This window comes from Stenotrophomonas sp. JAI102 (assembly GCF_013409105.1).
Taxonomy (GTDB): domain Bacteria; phylum Pseudomonadota; class Gammaproteobacteria; order Xanthomonadales; family Xanthomonadaceae; genus Stenotrophomonas; species Stenotrophomonas maltophilia_AA.
Map to the genome: position 1 here is coordinate 314,924 of NZ_JACCCI010000001.1, position 15,984 is coordinate 330,907.

General features: G+C 68.0%; 15 protein-coding genes. 9 read left to right on the forward strand and 6 right to left on the reverse strand.

The annotated features are described in order from the left end of the window. The first annotated feature begins 14 nt into the window (after positions 1 to 14). The 3 genes from HDC96_RS01510 (at position 15) to HDC96_RS01520 (ending at position 3,896) form a co-directional block, all read left to right on the forward strand. Positions 15 to 788 carry an RNA methyltransferase gene (locus HDC96_RS01510; protein WP_176989395.1) on the forward strand — a complete coding sequence of 258 codons (774 nt, stop codon included), beginning with the start codon at positions 15 to 17 and terminating at the stop codon, positions 786 to 788. 94 nt (positions 789 to 882) lie between these two features. Beyond that, positions 883 to 1,773, forward strand: a complete 891-nt coding sequence (locus HDC96_RS01515; RefSeq protein ID WP_218842007.1) for a phosphate/phosphite/phosphonate ABC transporter substrate-binding protein — start codon at positions 883 to 885, stop codon at positions 1,771 to 1,773. Continuing rightward, on the forward strand, positions 1,770 to 3,896 hold the full coding sequence (locus tag HDC96_RS01520; protein ID WP_179458451.1) for a GGDEF domain-containing phosphodiesterase: 2,127 nt from the start codon (positions 1,770 to 1,772) through the stop codon (positions 3,894 to 3,896). Before HDC96_RS01515 ends, HDC96_RS01520 begins: the two co-directional genes overlap by 4 nt. A 7-nt stretch (positions 3,897 to 3,903) precedes the next feature. On the opposite strand, the gene epmB is transcribed toward HDC96_RS01520, so the two are convergent. After that, positions 3,904 to 4,908, reverse strand: a complete 1,005-nt coding sequence (gene epmB / locus HDC96_RS01525; protein ID WP_179458452.1) for an EF-P beta-lysylation protein EpmB — start codon at positions 4,906 to 4,908, stop codon at positions 3,904 to 3,906. A gap of 126 nt (positions 4,909 to 5,034) precedes the next feature. On the opposite strand from epmB, the gene efp reads away from it, so the two are divergent. From efp to HDC96_RS01550, 5 genes are all read left to right on the forward strand, one after another. Next, complete coding sequence (gene efp, locus HDC96_RS01530; protein ID WP_179458453.1) at positions 5,035 to 5,604, forward strand: elongation factor P; 570 nt, start codon at positions 5,035 to 5,037, stop codon at positions 5,602 to 5,604. Positions 5,605 to 5,844: 240 nt separating this feature from the next. Then, positions 5,845 to 7,188 carry a TRZ/ATZ family hydrolase gene (locus HDC96_RS01535; protein ID WP_179458454.1) on the forward strand — a complete coding sequence of 448 codons (1,344 nt, stop codon included), beginning with the start codon at positions 5,845 to 5,847 and terminating at the stop codon, positions 7,186 to 7,188. Positions 7,189 to 7,204: 16 nt separating this feature from the next. After that, a complete protein-coding gene (ubiG, locus tag HDC96_RS01540; protein ID WP_179458455.1) occupies positions 7,205 to 7,936 on the forward strand; it encodes a bifunctional 2-polyprenyl-6-hydroxyphenol methylase/3-demethylubiquinol 3-O-methyltransferase UbiG in 732 nt (243 codons plus the stop codon). Then, complete coding sequence (locus tag HDC96_RS01545) at positions 7,902 to 8,612, forward strand: phosphoglycolate phosphatase (protein WP_179458456.1); 711 nt, start codon at positions 7,902 to 7,904, stop codon at positions 8,610 to 8,612. The genes ubiG and HDC96_RS01545 overlap by 35 nt, the downstream gene beginning before the upstream one ends. An 18-nt stretch (positions 8,613 to 8,630) precedes the next feature. Next, positions 8,631 to 9,338: a squalene/phytoene synthase family protein gene (locus tag HDC96_RS01550; RefSeq protein ID WP_179458457.1), complete on the forward strand. Its 708-nt coding sequence runs from the start codon at positions 8,631 to 8,633 to the stop codon at positions 9,336 to 9,338. 31 nt (positions 9,339 to 9,369) lie between these two features. On the opposite strand, the gene HDC96_RS01555 is transcribed toward HDC96_RS01550, so the two are convergent. Genes HDC96_RS01555 through yidD form a run of 3 tightly spaced genes read right to left on the reverse strand, consistent with a single transcriptional unit; the run spans position 9,370 to position 11,819 of the window. Further along, complete coding sequence (locus tag HDC96_RS01555; protein ID WP_179458458.1) at positions 9,370 to 10,215, reverse strand: M23 family metallopeptidase; 846 nt, start codon at positions 10,213 to 10,215, stop codon at positions 9,370 to 9,372. Further along, positions 10,215 to 11,561 (reverse strand): dihydroorotase, encoded by a 1,347-nt coding sequence (locus HDC96_RS01560; RefSeq protein WP_179458459.1) that lies wholly within the window; start codon positions 11,559 to 11,561, stop codon positions 10,215 to 10,217. Before HDC96_RS01560 ends, HDC96_RS01555 begins: the two co-directional genes overlap by 1 nt. After that, positions 11,562 to 11,819 carry a membrane protein insertion efficiency factor YidD gene (gene yidD, locus HDC96_RS01565; RefSeq protein WP_121038212.1) on the reverse strand — a complete coding sequence of 86 codons (258 nt, stop codon included), beginning with the start codon at positions 11,817 to 11,819 and terminating at the stop codon, positions 11,562 to 11,564. A 272-nt stretch (positions 11,820 to 12,091) separates the two neighbouring features. On the opposite strand from yidD, the gene dksA reads away from it, so the two are divergent. Further along, positions 12,092 to 13,363: an RNA polymerase-binding protein DksA gene (dksA, locus tag HDC96_RS01570; RefSeq protein ID WP_179458460.1), complete on the forward strand. Its 1,272-nt coding sequence runs from the start codon at positions 12,092 to 12,094 to the stop codon at positions 13,361 to 13,363. A 790-nt stretch (positions 13,364 to 14,153) separates the two neighbouring features. On the opposite strand, the gene HDC96_RS01575 is transcribed toward dksA, so the two are convergent. Both HDC96_RS01575 and HDC96_RS01580 read right to left on the reverse strand, forming a co-directional pair. Continuing rightward, a complete protein-coding gene (locus HDC96_RS01575) occupies positions 14,154 to 15,407 on the reverse strand; it encodes an MFS transporter (RefSeq protein WP_179458461.1) in 1,254 nt (417 codons plus the stop codon). Beyond that, positions 15,404 to 15,844: a SufE family protein gene (locus HDC96_RS01580; RefSeq protein WP_179458462.1), complete on the reverse strand. Its 441-nt coding sequence runs from the start codon at positions 15,842 to 15,844 to the stop codon at positions 15,404 to 15,406. Before HDC96_RS01580 ends, HDC96_RS01575 begins: the two co-directional genes overlap by 4 nt. Positions 15,845 to 15,984 lie beyond the last annotated feature (140 nt).

Consider the following 15,984-nt stretch of genomic DNA (forward strand, 5'->3'; position numbering starts at 1 on the left):
CATTTGGCCTGTTCATGTCCGTTGAAACCGCTCCCGCCCGCATCCGTTTCGTCCTGGTCGGCACCCAGCACCCCGGAAACATGGGGGCGGCCGCGCGGGCCATGAAAACCATGGGCCTGGGCCGCCTGGTCCTGGTGGCCCCGGAAAAACCGCTGGATGAAGAGGCCTTCCGCCGCTCCGCCGGCGCCGAAGATGTCCTCGGTGACGCCCCGGTCGTGGCCACCCTGGCCGAGGCCGTGGCCGATTGCCGCTTCGTGCTGGGCTGCACCGCCCGGTCGCGTCGGGTGCAGCTGGAAGAACTGCTGCCGGCCGTGGCTGCCCAGCGGGTGCTGGCCAAGGCCGCCGAGCCGGCCGAAGTCGCCTTCGTGTTCGGCCGCGAGCGCACCGGCCTGACCAATGAAGAGCTGCAGCTCTGCCATGCGGCCGTGCACATTCCCTCCAACCCAGAGTTCAGTTCCTTGAACCTGGCCGCCGCCGTCCAGGTGCTGGCCTATGAAGTGCGCATGGCCATCCTCGGCGCCGCCGAGGCCCCGGTCGCGGCCCCGGCCGAGCCCGGTTTTGGCGAAGCGCCGGCCAGCCATGCCCAGGTCGAAGGCCTGTTCGGCCAGCTTGGCGACACCCTTGATGAGATCGATTTCCACAAGGGCCGTGCGCCCGAATCGGCGATGCGCAAGCTGCGCCGCCTGTTCCTGCGGACGGAACTGAGCGAACAGGAAGTGCGGCTGCTGCGCGGCATCCTGTCCGACGCGCAGAGGATGGCGCGGTTGGCGACGAATAAGCCCCTGTAAGCCGACGCAGTTCTCATTTTTTCGGGTAGTCTGTCTCGATTCCTTGGGGGGAGTGATGGGCTTGTCGAGACTGCGAAGGCTGCTGCAGAGCGTAATGCTGTGTCTGGCCATCGCCGCGATGACCGGTCCGGCGCTGGCCGGACCCGGCCATGTCCTGGTGCTGGGCCGGATCAGCGACGACCCCAAGTCACACTACGCGCAACTGCAGCCCCTGCTCGATTACGTGATCCCCCGCATGCATGACGTCGGTATCACCGAAGGCCGGATCCTCATGGCGCGCGATGCCCAGCAGATGGGCAGCTACCTGCGCCGTGGCCGCGTCGACTGGGTGACCGAAACCTCCGGTACCGCCGTGGCCCTGGGGTTGCGCAGCGGCGCCAAGCCGCTGCTGCTGACCGAGCGCAGCGGCGTGCGCGATTACCACACCGTGTTCTTCGTGCGCCGCGACAGTCCCATCCAGACCCTGGAAGACCTGCGCGGGCACACTCTGGCCCTGCAGAACGTGGCGTCCACCAGTGCCTATCTGGTGCCGGTCATGACCTTGCTGCAGCATGGCGAAACGCCGGAGATCCTGGCCTCGATCGGTGATGTCGCCGCACCGGATACGGTGGGCTACGTGTTCGCACGGTCGGAATCGAACATCGCCACGTTCGTCCACAAGGGGCTGGTCGACGCGGGGGCGGTGAGCAGCGTGGACTGGTCCGATGGCAAGCGCATTCCGGCCAATTTCCTGCGCGATTTCCGCGTCATCCATCGCACCGCGCCGTATCCGCGGGCGGTCGAGATGGTGCGCGAGGGCCTGGACCCGCAGGTGCGCGACCGCCTGCAGCAGGTGCTGCTGGACGCCGCGTCCGATCCGCAGGCACGGCCGGCATTGAAGACGTTTTTTGGTACTTCCGGGTTCCACCGCGTGGATGCGCAGATGCAGCACCGGTTGGATGAATTGAAACAAGGCTTGACGCGCGTGCGGATGGTAGTGGAATGAGTCGCTTGGGTTCCGGAATGCAGGCCCGCTTCGTGCTGGCGATGGGCGGCGCGATGCTGGTCGTGGTGGCGATCGTGGCCGTGGTGCTGGGGCGCCAGGCCACGATGCAGGAGGAGGTGCAGCACCTCAGTGGCACGGTCATCCATGACCTGTTCGACCGCAGCGTGCGCAGCCGGGGCGAAGCGCTGGCGCGTGAGCTGTCCGATGCGCTGGCCAACCCGCTGTACTACAACGACCTGGAGCAGGTCGGGGCGCTGGTGCGCAATACGTCCCGGCAGCAGGTGGTGCGCTACGTGCTGGTGTTCGACGACCAGGGCCGGCTGATCCACGATGGCACGGTGGACGTGCTGGAGTTCGGCCAGCCCATGACCGACCCGCTCGCTGCGGGCGCCGCCGGCGCACGCGAGCTGGTGGTGCAGGCCTCGCCCAAGGTGCTCGACAACGCGATGCCGATCATGATCGGCAACCAGCGCATTGGCGGGGTGCGTGTGGGCATGGCGCTGGATGACGTGCAGGCCATGGAGCGGCGGGCCAGCCAGACCCTGGGCGATCGCCTGCAGCAGGTCGGCAAGCGCCATCTGGGGTGGCTGCTGCTGATGCTGGGCCTGCTGATCGGGATCGGCGCGGTGGTGATCATCTACGTGCAGCGCACGCTGGTCACGCCGATCCGCTGGCTGGCCGGTGCTGCCCGCCAGATCGAGGCGGGCGATTACACCCTGCGGATGCCGGAGATCCGCAGGCAGGACGAGGTCGGCGAGTTGATGCGTGCCTTCGACCGCATGAGCCAGGCGATCGCGCGGCATGACCGTGAAGTGCGGCACATGGCCTATACCGATGCGCTGACCGGCCTGACCAACCGGCTGGCGTTCCGCGAGGCGCTGGACCATCGCCTGATGGCAGCGCGCGCCTCCGGACACCGGCTGGGGCTGCTGTTCGCCGACATGGACGATTTCAAGCGGGTCAACGACACCCTGGGGCACGAGGCCGGCGACGAGGCGCTGCTGCAGTTCGCGCAGCGGATCAGCGCCGCGGTCGCCCAGGCCGGCGGCGACGAGGCGTTGTTGGCACGCTTTGGCGGCGATGAGTTCGTGATACTGATCGGGGATGGGGATGTCGCTGCCGGGGCCCGCGAGCTGGCCGAGATCCTCGTGCGCGAGCTGGGCAAGCCGCTGGTGGTGCAGGGCCGGGAGCTGTTCCTGGGGAGCTCGATCGGCGTGACCCTGTTCCCCGATGACGCCGCCGATGCCACCACGCTGCTCAAGAATGGCGACATCGCGATGTACCAGGCCAAGATGGCCGGTAAAAATTGTTATCGGTATTACAGCCGGGCGATGGATCATGCGGTCGAGCGGCGCGTACACATGGAGCAGGAGCTGCGCGGTGCCTGGGAGCGCGGCGAACTGCGGCTGGCCTACCAGCCGATCTTCCGCACCCGCGACCGCCGAATGGTCGGGGTGGAGGTGCTGCTGCGCTGGCAGCACCCGACCCTCGGCACGATTCCGCCCTCGGTGTTCATCGAAGTGGCCGAGCAGAGCGGCCTGATCGAAGTGATCGGCCCCAAGGTCCTGCGCGCCGCCTGCACCGAGGCGGTGCAATGGCCGACCGGCGTGGACGGCGAGGGCCTGTTCGTGTCGGTCAACGTGTCACCGCGCCAGCTGCGGGGTGGGGAACTGCCGACCCTGGTCGCCGACTGCCTGCACGATACCGGCCTGCCGGCCTCGCGCCTGCACCTGGAGCTGACCGAAACGGCGGTGATCGGCGATGAAATGCTGGCCGCGGCGCTGCTGGACAAGCTGCACCGGACCGGCGTCAAGGTCTGGCTGGACGATTTCGGAACCGGCTTCTCGGGCTTGAGCCACCTGCGCCAGGTGCCGGTGGACGGGGTCAAGATCGACAAGAGCTTCGTCGCCGACATGCAGCGCGACCCGGACGACCTGGCCCTCACCACGGCGATCATCGCGATGGCCCATGCGCTGGGGATCACCGTGGTGGCCGAAGGCATCGAGCAGGAAGTGCAGTTCGACCTGCTGGCCCAGCGCGGCTGCGACCTGGCCCAGGGCTACTGGCTCAGCCATCCGGTCAGCGCGACCGAAGTCGTGCAGCTGCTCGAATCGGGCAGCTGATTAAGAATTACACCGGCCGCTTGCTGCTGTCGCCGGAGATCTCGCGGACCAGCTTCGGCACCAGGTAGCCGGACAGACGCGCGGTCAGCTGCGCATGCAGGTCCTTGGCGGTGTCGTCGTCCACTTCGAAATGGGCCACGCCTTCGACCCGGTCCACCTGGTACAGGTAGTAGGGCAGCACGCCGGCGGCGAAGCTGCGCTCGCTCAGCGCCTGCAGCGCCTCGATCGAATCGTTGACCCCGCGCAGCAGCACCGCCTGGTTGAGCAGGGTGGCGCCGGCCTCGCGCAGGCGCGCCATCGCGGCATCCACCGACGCGTCGAATTCGTTGGCATGGTTGGCATGGATCACGAACGCCACCGGCCACGGCAGGCTGCCCAGCCACTGCACCAGTTCGTCGTCCACCCGCTCGGGCAGCACCACCGGCAGCCGGCTGTGGATCCGCAGGCGGCGCAGGTGCGGGATCTGCCTGAGCGCCTGGGTCAGCTCGACCAGCTTGTGCGTGGCCAGCGACAGCGGGTCGCCGCCGGACAGGATCACCTCGTCGATGTCCGGGTCCTGTGCGATCGCGTCCACCGCATCGCGCCAGCCCTCGCGGGCCGCGTTCTCGGTGCCGTAGTCGAAATGGCGGCGGAAACAGTAGCGGCAGTTGATCGCGCAGCTGCCGGTGGTGACCAGCAGGGCACGGCCGCGGTACTTCTGGATGACCCCGGTGGCCTTCTTGGCCGCGCCGTCGCCGACCGCGTCCAGGCTGAAGCCGGGGACGATCTTCAGCTCGTCCGTGATCGGCAGCACCTGGCGGAGCAGGGGGTCGTGGCGGTCGCCGTGGCGCATCCGGGCCGCGAAGCCCTGCGGCACGCGCACCGCGAACTGGCCGGCCGCTTCGTCCGAGACGCCCAGCGCCACCGGATCCAGCCCCAGCTGCCGCAGCAGCTCGCGCGGGTCGCGGATCGCCTCGCGCCACCGTTGCTGCCAGCGGACGGGGGCGGCCAGGGGCGTGGCGGAAAGCTGCATGGAATGGGGGCCTGCGGTTATCATGTGGGTCAGAAATATCGAGTCACCCCACCGGTGTCGGTGGGATTTCCCATTCTATCCGGCTCGCCGCGCCTGCGCGGCGTTTGCCCATTCAGGAGTTTCAGCATGGCCACTGTCGGCATGAACGACGTCAAGAACGGGATGAAGATCCTGGTCAACAATGAACCAGCGGTCATCACCGAGACCGAATACGTCAAGCCGGGCAAGGGCCAGGCCTTCACCCGCATGAAGTACCGCTTCATCAAGTCGGGCCGCGTGGTCGAAATGACCATGAAGGCGACCGATGACGTGGAGAAGGCCGACGTCGTGGATACCAACATGGACTTCATGTACAGCGACGGCGAGTTCTGGCACTTCATCGACCCGGAATCCTTCGAGCAGGTCCAGGCCACCAAGGCCGGCATGGGCGGCGCGGAGAAGTGGCTGAAGGGCGAAGAGTCCTGCATCGTCACTCTGTGGAACGGCGAGCCGATCTTCGTGCAGCCGCCGAACTTCGTCGAACTGAAGATCACCGAAACCGACCCGGGCGTCCGTGGCGATACCTCGGGCGGCGGCGGCAAGCCGGCCACCCTGGAAACCGGTGCAGTGGTCCGCGTGCCGCTGTTCGTCAACCAGGATGAAATCATCAAGGTCGACACCCGCTCGGGCGAATACTCCGCGCGCGCAGGCAAGTAATCCGGCGAAGCCGGATTACGGTAGCACCGAGCCATGCTCGGCTGGCCCTGCGTAACGCCGATCGTTGATCGGCCGGCCCCTGGTAGTGCCGACCATTGGTCGGCACCCACGCGCAGCCCGGCGGCACGTCCCGGCGTTCATGATGCCGACACCACGCGCAGCCGAGCATGGCTCGGCTCTACCTCCAGAGCGCCCCGGTCGCACACGCCTTCGGGTCGCCGCCCAGCACAGTGAGTCCGCATGACCGACACCGCCCGCCTTCCCGAAACCTGTGACCTGTTGATCGAAGCCGGTTACGTGGTCCCGATCGAACCGCATGCGGTGGTGCTGGAAGACCATGCCGTAGCCGTGCGCGGTGGTGAGATCATCGCGATCCTGCCGCGTGCCGAAGCGCGCGAGCGCTTTGCGCCCAAGCAGACGGTCTCGCGCCCGGAGGCGGCGCTGATGCCGGGCCTGGTCAACGCGCATACCCACAATCCCATGACCCTGCTGCGGGGCGTCGCCGACGACCTGCCGCTGATGGTCTGGCTGCAACAGCACATCTGGCCGGTGGAAGCGGCGGTGATCGGGCCGGAGTTCGTGGCCGACGGCACCACCCTGGCGATCGCCGAGATGCTGCGCGGCGGCACCACCTGCGCCAACGAAAACTACTTCTTCTCCGACGTCCAGGCCGCCGTCTACAAGCAGCACGGGTTCCGTGCGCTGGTCGGCGCGGTGATCATCGATTTCCCGACCGCCTGGGCCAAGACCGACGACGAGTACTTCGCCAAGGCCGGCGAGCTGCACGACCAGTGGCGCAACGATCCGCTGATCGGCACCTCGTTCGCGCCGCACGCGCCGTACACCGTCAACGATGCCAATTTCGAACGCGTGCGCATGCTGTCCGATCAACTGGACATGCAGGTGCACCTGCACACGCATGAGACCGCGCAGGAAATCAGCGACTCGATCAAGCTGCACGGCCAGCGCCCGCTGGCGCGGCTGGACCGGCTCGGCCTGGTCAACGACCGCCTGATCGCCGTGCACATGACCCAGCTGACCGAGGCGGAAATCCACCTGTGCGCCGAGCGCGGCGTCAGCGTGGTGCACTGCCCGGAATCCAACCTCAAGCTGGCCTCCGGCTTCTGCCCGGCCTGCGCCCTGCAGCGCGCAGGCGTGAACCTGGCGATCGGCACCGACGGCTGCGCCAGCAACAACGACCTGGACATGTTCAGCGAGAACCGCACCGCGGCGATCCTGGCCAAGGCCGTCGCCAACGACGCGACCGCGCTGGACGCGGCCACCACGCTGCGCGCGGCCACGCTGGGCGGCGCCCGCGCGCTGGGCTTCGGCGACCGCATCGGCTCGATCGAGGTCGGCAAGCAGGCCGACCTGGTCTGCGTGGACCTGTCCGCGCTGGAAACCCAACCGCTGCACCATGTGCTCTCGCAGCTCGTCTACGCCGCCGGCCGCCATCAGGTCAGTGATGTCTGGATCGCCGGCCAGCCCAAGCTGGTCCAGCGCGAACTGATTGGCATGGACACCGCGGCGATCGTTGCCAACGCCCGCCAGTGGCGCGAGCGTATCCGACACATCCGTGCTTGATGCACCAAGGATCCCCATGAACACCCCCCATGCCTCCACCAATTTCGATCAGGCCGAACTGGACAAGTTCGCCGCGCTCGCCAACCGCTGGTGGGATGTCGACGGCCCGCAGAAGCCGCTGCATGCGCTGAACCCGGTACGCCTGAAGTATGTCGCCCAGCGCGTCACCCTGCGGGGCGCCCGCGTGCTCGACATCGGCTGCGGCGGCGGCCTGCTCAGCGAGGCGCTGGCGAAGGAAGGTGCGGACGTCACCGCGATCGACCTGGCCCCGGAGCTGGTCAAGGTCGCGCGCCTGCACGGGCTGGAGTCCGGCGTCAGCGTCGATTACCGCGTGCAGGCCGCTGAAGACCTGGCCGCCGAGCAGCCGGGCAGCTTCGACGTGGTCACCTGCATGGAAATGCTCGAGCACGTGCCGGACCCGGGCGCGATCATCGCCGCCTGCCACCGCCTGCTGAAGCCGGGCGGCCAGCTGTTCCTGTCCACCGTGAACCGCACCCCGGCCGCGTTCGCCGTGGCGATCGTCGGTGCCGAGTACGTGGCGCGGCTGCTGCCCAAGGGCACGCATCACTACCAGGATTTCATCAAGCCGGCCGAGCTGGGCAAGTGGCTGCGCGAAGCGGATTTCAACCTGCGCGATGTCAGTGGCATGGCCTATGAGCCGTGGCGCAACCGGGCCCGCCTGAGCACGCGCACCGACATCAATTACCTGGCCCATGCGGTCAAGCCGGACGCCGCCGCCCGTGTCTGAGCTCGGTTTCCCGCCGGCGGTGCTGTTCGATCTGGACGGCACCCTGCTGGACAGCGCGCCGGACATGCTGGCCACCGCCAACGCGATGCTGGCCGCCCGCGGACGTGCGCCGATCACCCTGGGCGCGCTGCGCCCGGTGGTCTCCAAGGGCTCGCGCGCGATGATTTCGGTGGCCTTTCCCGAACTGGGGCAGGTCGAGCGCGATGCGCTGGTGCCGGAGTTCCTGGCGCGTTACGAGGGCCTGATCGGCCAGCACGCGGTGCTGTTCGATGGCATCGCCGGCATGCTCGACGCACTCGATGCCGCCGGCTGTGCCTGGGGCATCGTGACCAACAAGCCCGAATACCTGGCCCGCCTGATCGTGCCGCAGCTGGGCTGGGAACAGCGCTGCAAGGTGCTGATCGGTGGCGACACCCTGGCCCAGCGCAAGCCGCATCCACTGCCGCTGCTGGCCGCGGCCGAGCGCATGGGGATCGCGCCGGGCACCTGCGTTTACGTCGGCGATGACGAGCGCGACATCGTCGCCGCCAACGCCGCCGGCATGGCCTCCGTCGCCGCCCTGTGGGGCTATCGGCTCGATGCCGACGATCCGATGGCCTGGGGTGCCGACACCCTCGTCGATCTGCCCGAATACCTGCAACATGCCAAGGCGTGGCCGCTTCCGCGCACGCTCTAGCCTTTCAAGGAATACACCGTGAGTACTTCCAGCGCCCTGGACAGCTTCCTGGACAAGTGGCGGACCCGCTGGCCCGAGTGGCAGGTGGCCGAACGCTTCGTTCCCGAGAACCAGCGCACCCTGGTGGTGGCGTGGTTCTCGCTGCTGCAGGAGTTCGACGACATCCTCAACACTGCCGGCGACCCGATGCCGTCGGACGCCAAACTGGCGTGGTGGGGGGAAGAGCTGCGCAGCTGGGCGGCGCAGCGTTCGCGCCATCCGCTGGGCCGGGTGCTCGAGCCGGTGCGTGCGCCGTGGGCAGAGCTGGCCGGGACCCTGCCGGATCTGATCGACGCGCGTGCGGTGCCGGTCGATCCGGCGCAGGCGCTGCGCGCGTTGCAGGCCTATGCGGCCGCCGTGGCTGCGGTCGAAGCGGTGATGTTCGACAGCCCGGCGCGTGGCGATGTCGCCACCCCGGTGCTGGTGCAGACCCTGGCCCAGCGCCTGCACGAGAGCGGTGTTGCTGCCATTCCGCGTTCGCTGCTGGCCGAGGATGACAGCGCCGCGCCGCGCAAGTGGGCGCAGCAGTTGCTGGCGAAGTGGCCGGCGCGGGTAGTCGGCCCGCGGCCCCGCCGGCTGTACGCCGCGTTGGCCCGTGCCCGCCAGCAGACCTGGGCGCAGGATCGCCAGTACCAGGCCACGCCGATGCGTACGCTGTGGCTGACCTGGTGGGCTGCGCGCGGCTGAGTGTGCGTGCCGGCCAGCGGCCGGCACCCCGTTATTTCCCGCGTTCCAGCACCAGCAGCGGGTCGATACGGGTATCGAACCAGTTCATGCCCCAGTGCAGGTGCGGGCCCGTCGCGCGACCGGTCGCCCCGACCGCGGCGATCACCTGGCCCTGTTCCACGCGGTCGCCGACCTTTACGTCGATGCGTGACAGGTGCAGGAAGTTCGAACTGATCCCGAACCCGTGATCCAGCAGCAGCGTGCCGCCGGTCAGGTACAGGTCCGGGCCGGCGAAGGTGACCACGCCGGCGGCCGGTGCCTTGACCGGGGTGCCGGTGGGGACCGCGATGTCCATGCCGGAGTGGCCGGAACCGGGCTGCCCGTTGTAGACGCGCGCATTGCCGAAGCGGCCGCTGATGCGGCCCTGCACCGGCCAGATGAAGGCCTGCGCGAAGTCGGCGCGGTTGTCATCGCGGGCACGCGCGGCGGTGACCTGGGCCTGCTCGCGCTTGATCCGCTCGGCGATCGCCGGCGGCGGGTTGACCGTCTTCGGTGGCACGCCGTTGACACGCTCGGTCGGCCAGTCACGCGGGGTGACGGCGATGCTGACCGTTTCGTTGCCGCCATCCGGGCGCTTTACCTGGACCTGCAGCGGCCCCTTCTCATCGCGGCCGATGCCGAACACCACGCTGCCGTACCCGCTCACGCGCAGGCTGCGGCCGCCGTACTGCACGACGCTGCCGGCGGGCACCTTGCCGATCACCATCGCGCCCTGCGAGGCGCTGGCTGGAAACACCACCCGCGCATCGGCCTGGGCCACGGCGGGCGAGGGCAGCAGGCTGCCCATCGCCGCGACGCCTGCGGCGGCCAGGGCCGCACTCAACAGTCGTGCCCGCATCAGCGGTCGAAGCTCATGCGCTGGCCGTTCGGCGAACCCACCAGCTTTTCGCCATCCCACGCCAGCTGCCCGTTGACCCAGGTCGAGGCGATGCGCGAGCGGAACGTGGTGCCTTCGAACGGCGACCAGCCGCACTTGGACAGCACGTCTTCGCGTTTGACGGTGAAGGGCACGTCCTCGACCAGCACCAGATCGGCGAAGTAGCCCTCGCGCAGGTAGCCGCGCTGGCTGACGTCGAACAGCTGGGCCGGCGCGTGCGCGAACTTCTGCACGACCTGGGTGATCTCCAGCTTGCCTTCGTGCACCAGCTCCAGTGCGGCGACCAGTGCGTACTGGACCAGCGGCAGCCCGGACGGCGCCTGCGCATAGGGCTTCTGCTTCTCTTCCCAGGTGTGCGGCGCGTGATCGGTGGCGAGCACGTCGATCACGTCATCGGCCACGGCGCGGGTCAGCGCTTCGCGGTCGCTGGCTTCCTTGATCGCCGGGTTGCACTTGATCAGGTTGCCCAGGCGCGCGTAATCGCTGCGGTCGAAACGCAGGAAGTGGATGCAGGTTTCGGCGGTGATCTGCTTGCGGCTGCCATCGGCGCGGATCAGCGGGCCCCGTTCGAACAGGGCCAGCTCGTCGGCGGTGGAGATGTGCAGGACGTGCAGCCGGGTGCCGTGCTTCTTCGCCAGCGACACGGCCAGCTGGGAGGACTTCAGGCAGGCCTCGCGCGAGCGGATGTCCGGGTGCTGTTCGGCACTGAGGGCATCGCCGTACTTCTCGGCGTACTCCTTGGCCTTGGCATCGATCATCGGGGTGTCTTCGCAGTGCGTGATGATCGGCGTGGGCGCGTCGCGGAAGATCGCGTCCAGCGTGTCCGGGTTGTCGACCAGCATGTTGCCGGTGGAGGCGCCCATGAACACCTTGATGCCGGGTGCGGTCTTGGGATCCAGCGACTGGATGTGGGCCAGGTTGTCGTTGCTGGCGCCCATGTAGAAGCCGTAGTTGGCGCGCGCGCGGCCGGAGGCGGCGTCGTACTTGGACTGCAGGATCTCGGCGTTGAGCGTGGGCGGGTTGGTGTTGGGCATGTCCATGAAGCTGGTCAGGCCCCCGGCGACGGCCGCGGCCGATTCGGTCGCGATGTCACCCTTGTGGGTCAGGCCGGGCTCACGGAAGTGGACCTGGTCGTCGATCATGCCCGGCAGCAGCCAGCGGCCGGCGGCGTCGACGACGGTCTCGCCCGGGCGTGCCTCCAGGCCAGGACCGATCTGGGCGATGCGGCCGTCTTCGATGCGCAGGTCACCCTGGGTGATGGTGCCTTCATTGACGAGGCGGGCGTTGACGATGAGCGTGGAGGACATTCAGTGTTTTCCTGTGCAGCGGCAGGTGGCGTCATGCGCGGCGCGCGGAGGCACCTCGTCGATACCACCGGGATGGAAGGGATGGCAGCGGCCCAGCCGGCGCGCGGCCAGCCAGCTGCCGCGCGCGGGGCCATGGGTGGCGATGGCTTGCATGGCGTATTCAGAACAGCTGGGCATGAAGCGGCACCGCGGCCCCAGCAACGGGCTGATGAAGCGCTTGTAGAAGCGCAGCAGGGCGATGAGCAGGCGTGAGATCACCCCCCAATCTTATTCCAGTTGGCATGAAGGCCGCATTTGTCGCAGGATGGGGCGTTGGACCCGTCCGCACCCACGCGCGCGACGGGCCGCCCCGGCGGTGTCGCCGGGTCAGGTACCGAACTGCGCACGTTGGCCCGCCTGCCAGGCGGACCGGTCGCACGCCTTGCGACTCCGGGGCTGAACGGAGTAGGCGGTGTGGTTGCTGCTGCTGGTCGGGTAGGCTATAAAGGCCCGCTTTCCCGGGCCCCGGGGAATCCAAGGAAGAGCGTTTCGTGGCTGCTAAAAAAACTGCAAAGAAGGCCGTCAAGGCCGCCAAGAAAACCGCCAAGCCTGTTGTAAAGAAGTTGGCGGCCAAGACCGTTGCCAAGAAGCCGGCTGCCAAGCCGGTTGGCAAGCCTGCATCCAAACAACCGGCGGCCAGGACGGCACCCGTTAAAAAGGCGGCCAGCAAGTCGCCCGCCAAGGCCGTCAAGAAGGCTGTCGCCAAGAAGCCTGCTGCCAAGACGGTGGTGGCCAAGAAGACCGTCGCCAAGAAGGTCGTTGCCAAGAAGTCGACGGTCGCCAAGCCGGTTGCCACGCCCGCCAAGCGCGCGGCAGGCAAGCCGGTAACCAAGGCGCCCGTCAAAAAAACCGCGGCCGGCAAGCCGGCGGCCAGGAAGACCGTGACGCCTGCCGCCGCCAAACCCGCGGCCAAGCCGGCCCCGGCGAAGAAGACCGCAGTCAAGCAGGCACCGGCCACGCCGGTGAAGGCCAGCAAGACCGCCAGCAAGCCCGTGGCATCCAAGCCGGCTGCCAAGCCGGTTGCAGCACCCGTAGTGAAGTCCGCACCGAAGCCGGCATCGCCGGCGCCGGCCAAGTCTGTCCCGGCCAAGAGCGCGGCCAAACCTGTCACCTCTCCGGCCTCCGCGCCGGCGCCGGTCGCAGCGGCCCCCGCCTCCAAGGCCCCGCAAAACAAGAATCCCGTGCCCGTTTCGAAATCGCCTGCAAAAACCCCCGCCAAGTCCGAGTCCGCCCCCAAGCCGGTGTCCCGTCCGGTCGGCAAGGTCGCCGTTGCCGTGGCAGCGCGTTCGGCCGCCCCGGCCCCGCGCACCAAGGTGAAGGTGGTGGAATACAAGACTGACGAAGCCACCGGTCGTCCGATCCTGCCCGACGGTTACAAGCCGAGCGCGGAAGAGGAATACATGAGCCCGCTGCAGCTGGAGTATTTCCGCCAGCGCCTGCAGCACTGGCGCAATGATCTGGTGGAAGAATCCAAGCAGACCATCGCGAATCTGCAGGAAGAAGTGCGTGACATCGGCGATGAGGCCGAGCGCGCCACCCGCGAGACCGAGAACTCGCTGGAACTGCGTACCCGTGATCGTTACCGCAAGCTGATCGGCAAGATCAACAGCACGCTGAAGCGTCTGGAAGACGGCGACTACGGTTTCTGTGTTGATACGGGCGAAGAAATCGGCCTGGATCGTCTGGAAGCCCGCCTGACCGCTGAGCGCACGATCGATGCGCAGGAGCGTTGGGAGCATCTGCAGAAGCAGCAGGGCGACTGATCGCGCTGTTGGTGTTGCTCTTCTACGGAAAACCCGGCTTCGGCCGGGTTTTTTGTGGCTGTTCGTTTTTGGGTTGTGTTGGTTTGTGTTGGTCGCGAAGGGCGTAGGCGCCTTGGAGGCTGGCGTTAGAGTGGGTCGGGCAGCCCGGTCCGGGACGCGCCGTGAACCCATCCATGGGGGCTCGTAGTGCGGCATCCATGCCGCACACGGTCCCGGACCGGGCTGCCCGACCCACTCCCGACAGGTTCATGGGTGGGCGGATGGAAGAGCTTGGACTCCCGCTTCTGACGCTGTTTCGGCAGGCTGCCAGTGCCGGCTGGATCGTCGGGACATGCCGGGTGCTGGTCCGGATGTTTGTGCCGCGCTTTGCGCGGCATCCACGCATGGCGTGGATCTACAGGCGTGGCGGGCAGGCCAAAAATTGCGCAGTCCGCAGTCCGCAGTCCGCACTAATGAGTCAGCCGAAGCCGTGAGCGGTGAGCCGTGCGGAAGTCCTGAAAGCCGTCAGGCGTCAGCTATCTGCCGGTCGCCGGTCGCTCTTCGCCGTTAATTCCGCGCAAGGAACTGACTGTCTATGGGTGGACGGGCAGCGCAGTGAAGGACCGTGTGCGGCATGGATGCCGCACTACGAGCCCCCATGGATGGGTTTACGGCGGGTCCTGCACTGCGCTGCCCGGCCGCCCAACCGCAGAATCAGGAAGGCGCCGAGCCGACAGCGCACGCAGCCCAATCGCGCAGCGCCAGCCAACCAGCCAGCTGGGGAGCCCCAAGCGGCCGGCCGGGCAAATGCTCAATGCAGATCGCGCAGATTCAACCGCCGCAGCGTCGGGTTCTTCCAGGCCGTGATGCCCGCCACGCTCAACACCGCAAAGCCACCCAGCACCACCGCCGGGACCAGCCCCAGCAGCTTCGCCATCGTGCCCGCATAGAACGCACCCAACTCATTCGACGAACTGATGAAAATGCCATTGATCGACGACACCCGGCCGCGCATCTCCTCCGGCGTCGCCAACTGCAGGATCGTCGAACGCACCACCACCGACACCCCGTCGAACGCACCGTAGAACAGCAGGATCGCCGCCGACAGCCAGAAATTCGACGACAGCCCGAACCCGATCACACACAGACCGAACCCCGCCACCGCGAACAACAGCACGCGCCCCGCATTGCGCTGCAGCGGCCGCCGCGCCAGCCACAGCCCCACGCACACCGAGCCCAGCGCCGGCGCCGCACGCAGCACCCCCAGCCCCTCCGGACCGTGGTGCAGGATTTCGTGCAGGAACGCCGGCAGCATCGCCACCACGCCGCCGAGCAGCACCGAAAACATGTCCAGCGCCATCGCCCCGACCATGATCCTGTTGCCCAGCACGAAACGACCGCCCTCGGCGATGCTCTTGAAGATCGGTGCCGCCGGGCCGGTGTGCACCGGCTCGGAGACCCGCAGCGCCGCCAGACAGCCCAGCGCGATCAGCGACACGCCGACCGCCACGCCGTAGGCCACGCCCTTGCCACCCCAGGCCACCAGTGCGCCACCCAGTGCCGGGCCGAGCACCATGCCCGCCTGGAACACCACCGCGCCCAGGCCCGCGCCACGCGCGTACTGGGTGCGCTCGAGCACGCGCGCGAACAGCGCGTTGTAGATCGGCGACAGGAACGCGCGGACCATGCCGGTCAGCGCGATCGCCGCATAGATCGGCCATACCCCGTGGAAGGGCAGCCAGCCCTGGGCGACCGCGGTCAGCACCAGGGCCGTCATCACCAGCCCGCTGCAGGCGACCATGCCCAGCCGGCGGCGCGGCAGGTGGTCGACCAGGTAGCCGGCAAACGGGGCCACGCAGAAGAACGGCAGCACCTCGGCCAGGCCGACCAGGCCCAGCGAGAACGGATTGCGGGTGACTTCGTAGATGTGCCAGCCGACCGTCACCGCGACGATCTGGTAGGAGAGCATCGCGAAGATGCGGTACGCCAGCACCAGCGAAAAACCCGGGCGCGCCAGCAGCTGCAGGGCGCTGTCGGGCTCCTGCGGATCGGCGGAGAGGGTCACGACTGTGCTTGGGCGGTGTCGCGGATGAAGGCCAGCATCGCCGCCACGCCATTGCTGCGGGTCGGCGACAGGTGGCGCGACAGCCCGATGTCCTGGATGTAGTTCGGCTCGGTGGCCAGGATTTCGGCCGCGGAACGGCCCGAGTACACGCGCAGGGCCAGGTAGATCAGCCCGGAGACGATCGCCGAATCACTGATGGCGTGGAAGCGCAGCGCCTCGGCATTGCCCTCCGGCACGATCCAGACCATGGACTGGCAGCCGAGCAGGCGATGCTCCTCGGTCTTCCACTCGTCCGGGAAGGTGGGCAGTTTACGGCCGAGGTCGATGAGGTACTGGTAACGCTCCGACCAGTCACCGAAGAAGGCGAATTCCTCGGCGATGGCGGCCTGGGCCTCGGCCGGGGTGGGTTCGAGCGGGAACGGGGATGCAGGGGTCATGGGGGTACTCCAGGCCGGTCATGCGCCTTCCGTGGTCTGGCCGTGATGGTTCGAAGGAGGCACCCGGCCATCCGTGGCCGGGTCTGTGTCGTGGCAACGCCCAATGGGTCGGGCAGTCTCTGGTAGCGCCCGGCTGTCAG

Bases quoted from the DNA above. Each gene is read 5' to 3' on its own strand.
- HDC96_RS01580 (WP_179458462.1), bottom strand. From the start codon at position 15,844: ATGACCCCTGCATCCCCGTTCCCGCTCGAACCCACCCCGGCCGAGGCC.
- HDC96_RS01510 (WP_176989395.1), top strand. From the start codon at position 15: ATGTCCGTTGAAACCGCTCCCGCCCGCATCCGTTTCGTCCTGGTCGGC.
- epmB (WP_179458452.1), bottom strand. From the start codon at position 4,908: ATGCAGCTTTCCGCCACGCCCCTGGCCGCCCCCGTCCGCTGGCAGCAA.
- HDC96_RS01515 (WP_218842007.1), top strand. From the start codon at position 883: ATGCTGTGTCTGGCCATCGCCGCGATGACCGGTCCGGCGCTGGCCGGA.
- ubiG (WP_179458455.1), top strand. From the start codon at position 7,205: ATGAACACCCCCCATGCCTCCACCAATTTCGATCAGGCCGAACTGGAC.
- HDC96_RS01535 (WP_179458454.1), top strand. From the start codon at position 5,845: ATGACCGACACCGCCCGCCTTCCCGAAACCTGTGACCTGTTGATCGAA.
- HDC96_RS01555 (WP_179458458.1), bottom strand. From the start codon at position 10,215: ATGCGGGCACGACTGTTGAGTGCGGCCCTGGCCGCCGCAGGCGTCGCG.
- efp (WP_179458453.1), top strand. From the start codon at position 5,035: ATGGCCACTGTCGGCATGAACGACGTCAAGAACGGGATGAAGATCCTG.
- HDC96_RS01545 (WP_179458456.1), top strand. From the start codon at position 7,902: ATGCGGTCAAGCCGGACGCCGCCGCCCGTGTCTGAGCTCGGTTTCCCG.
- HDC96_RS01560 (WP_179458459.1), bottom strand. From the start codon at position 11,561: ATGTCCTCCACGCTCATCGTCAACGCCCGCCTCGTCAATGAAGGCACC.
- HDC96_RS01520 (WP_179458451.1), top strand. From the start codon at position 1,770: ATGAGTCGCTTGGGTTCCGGAATGCAGGCCCGCTTCGTGCTGGCGATG.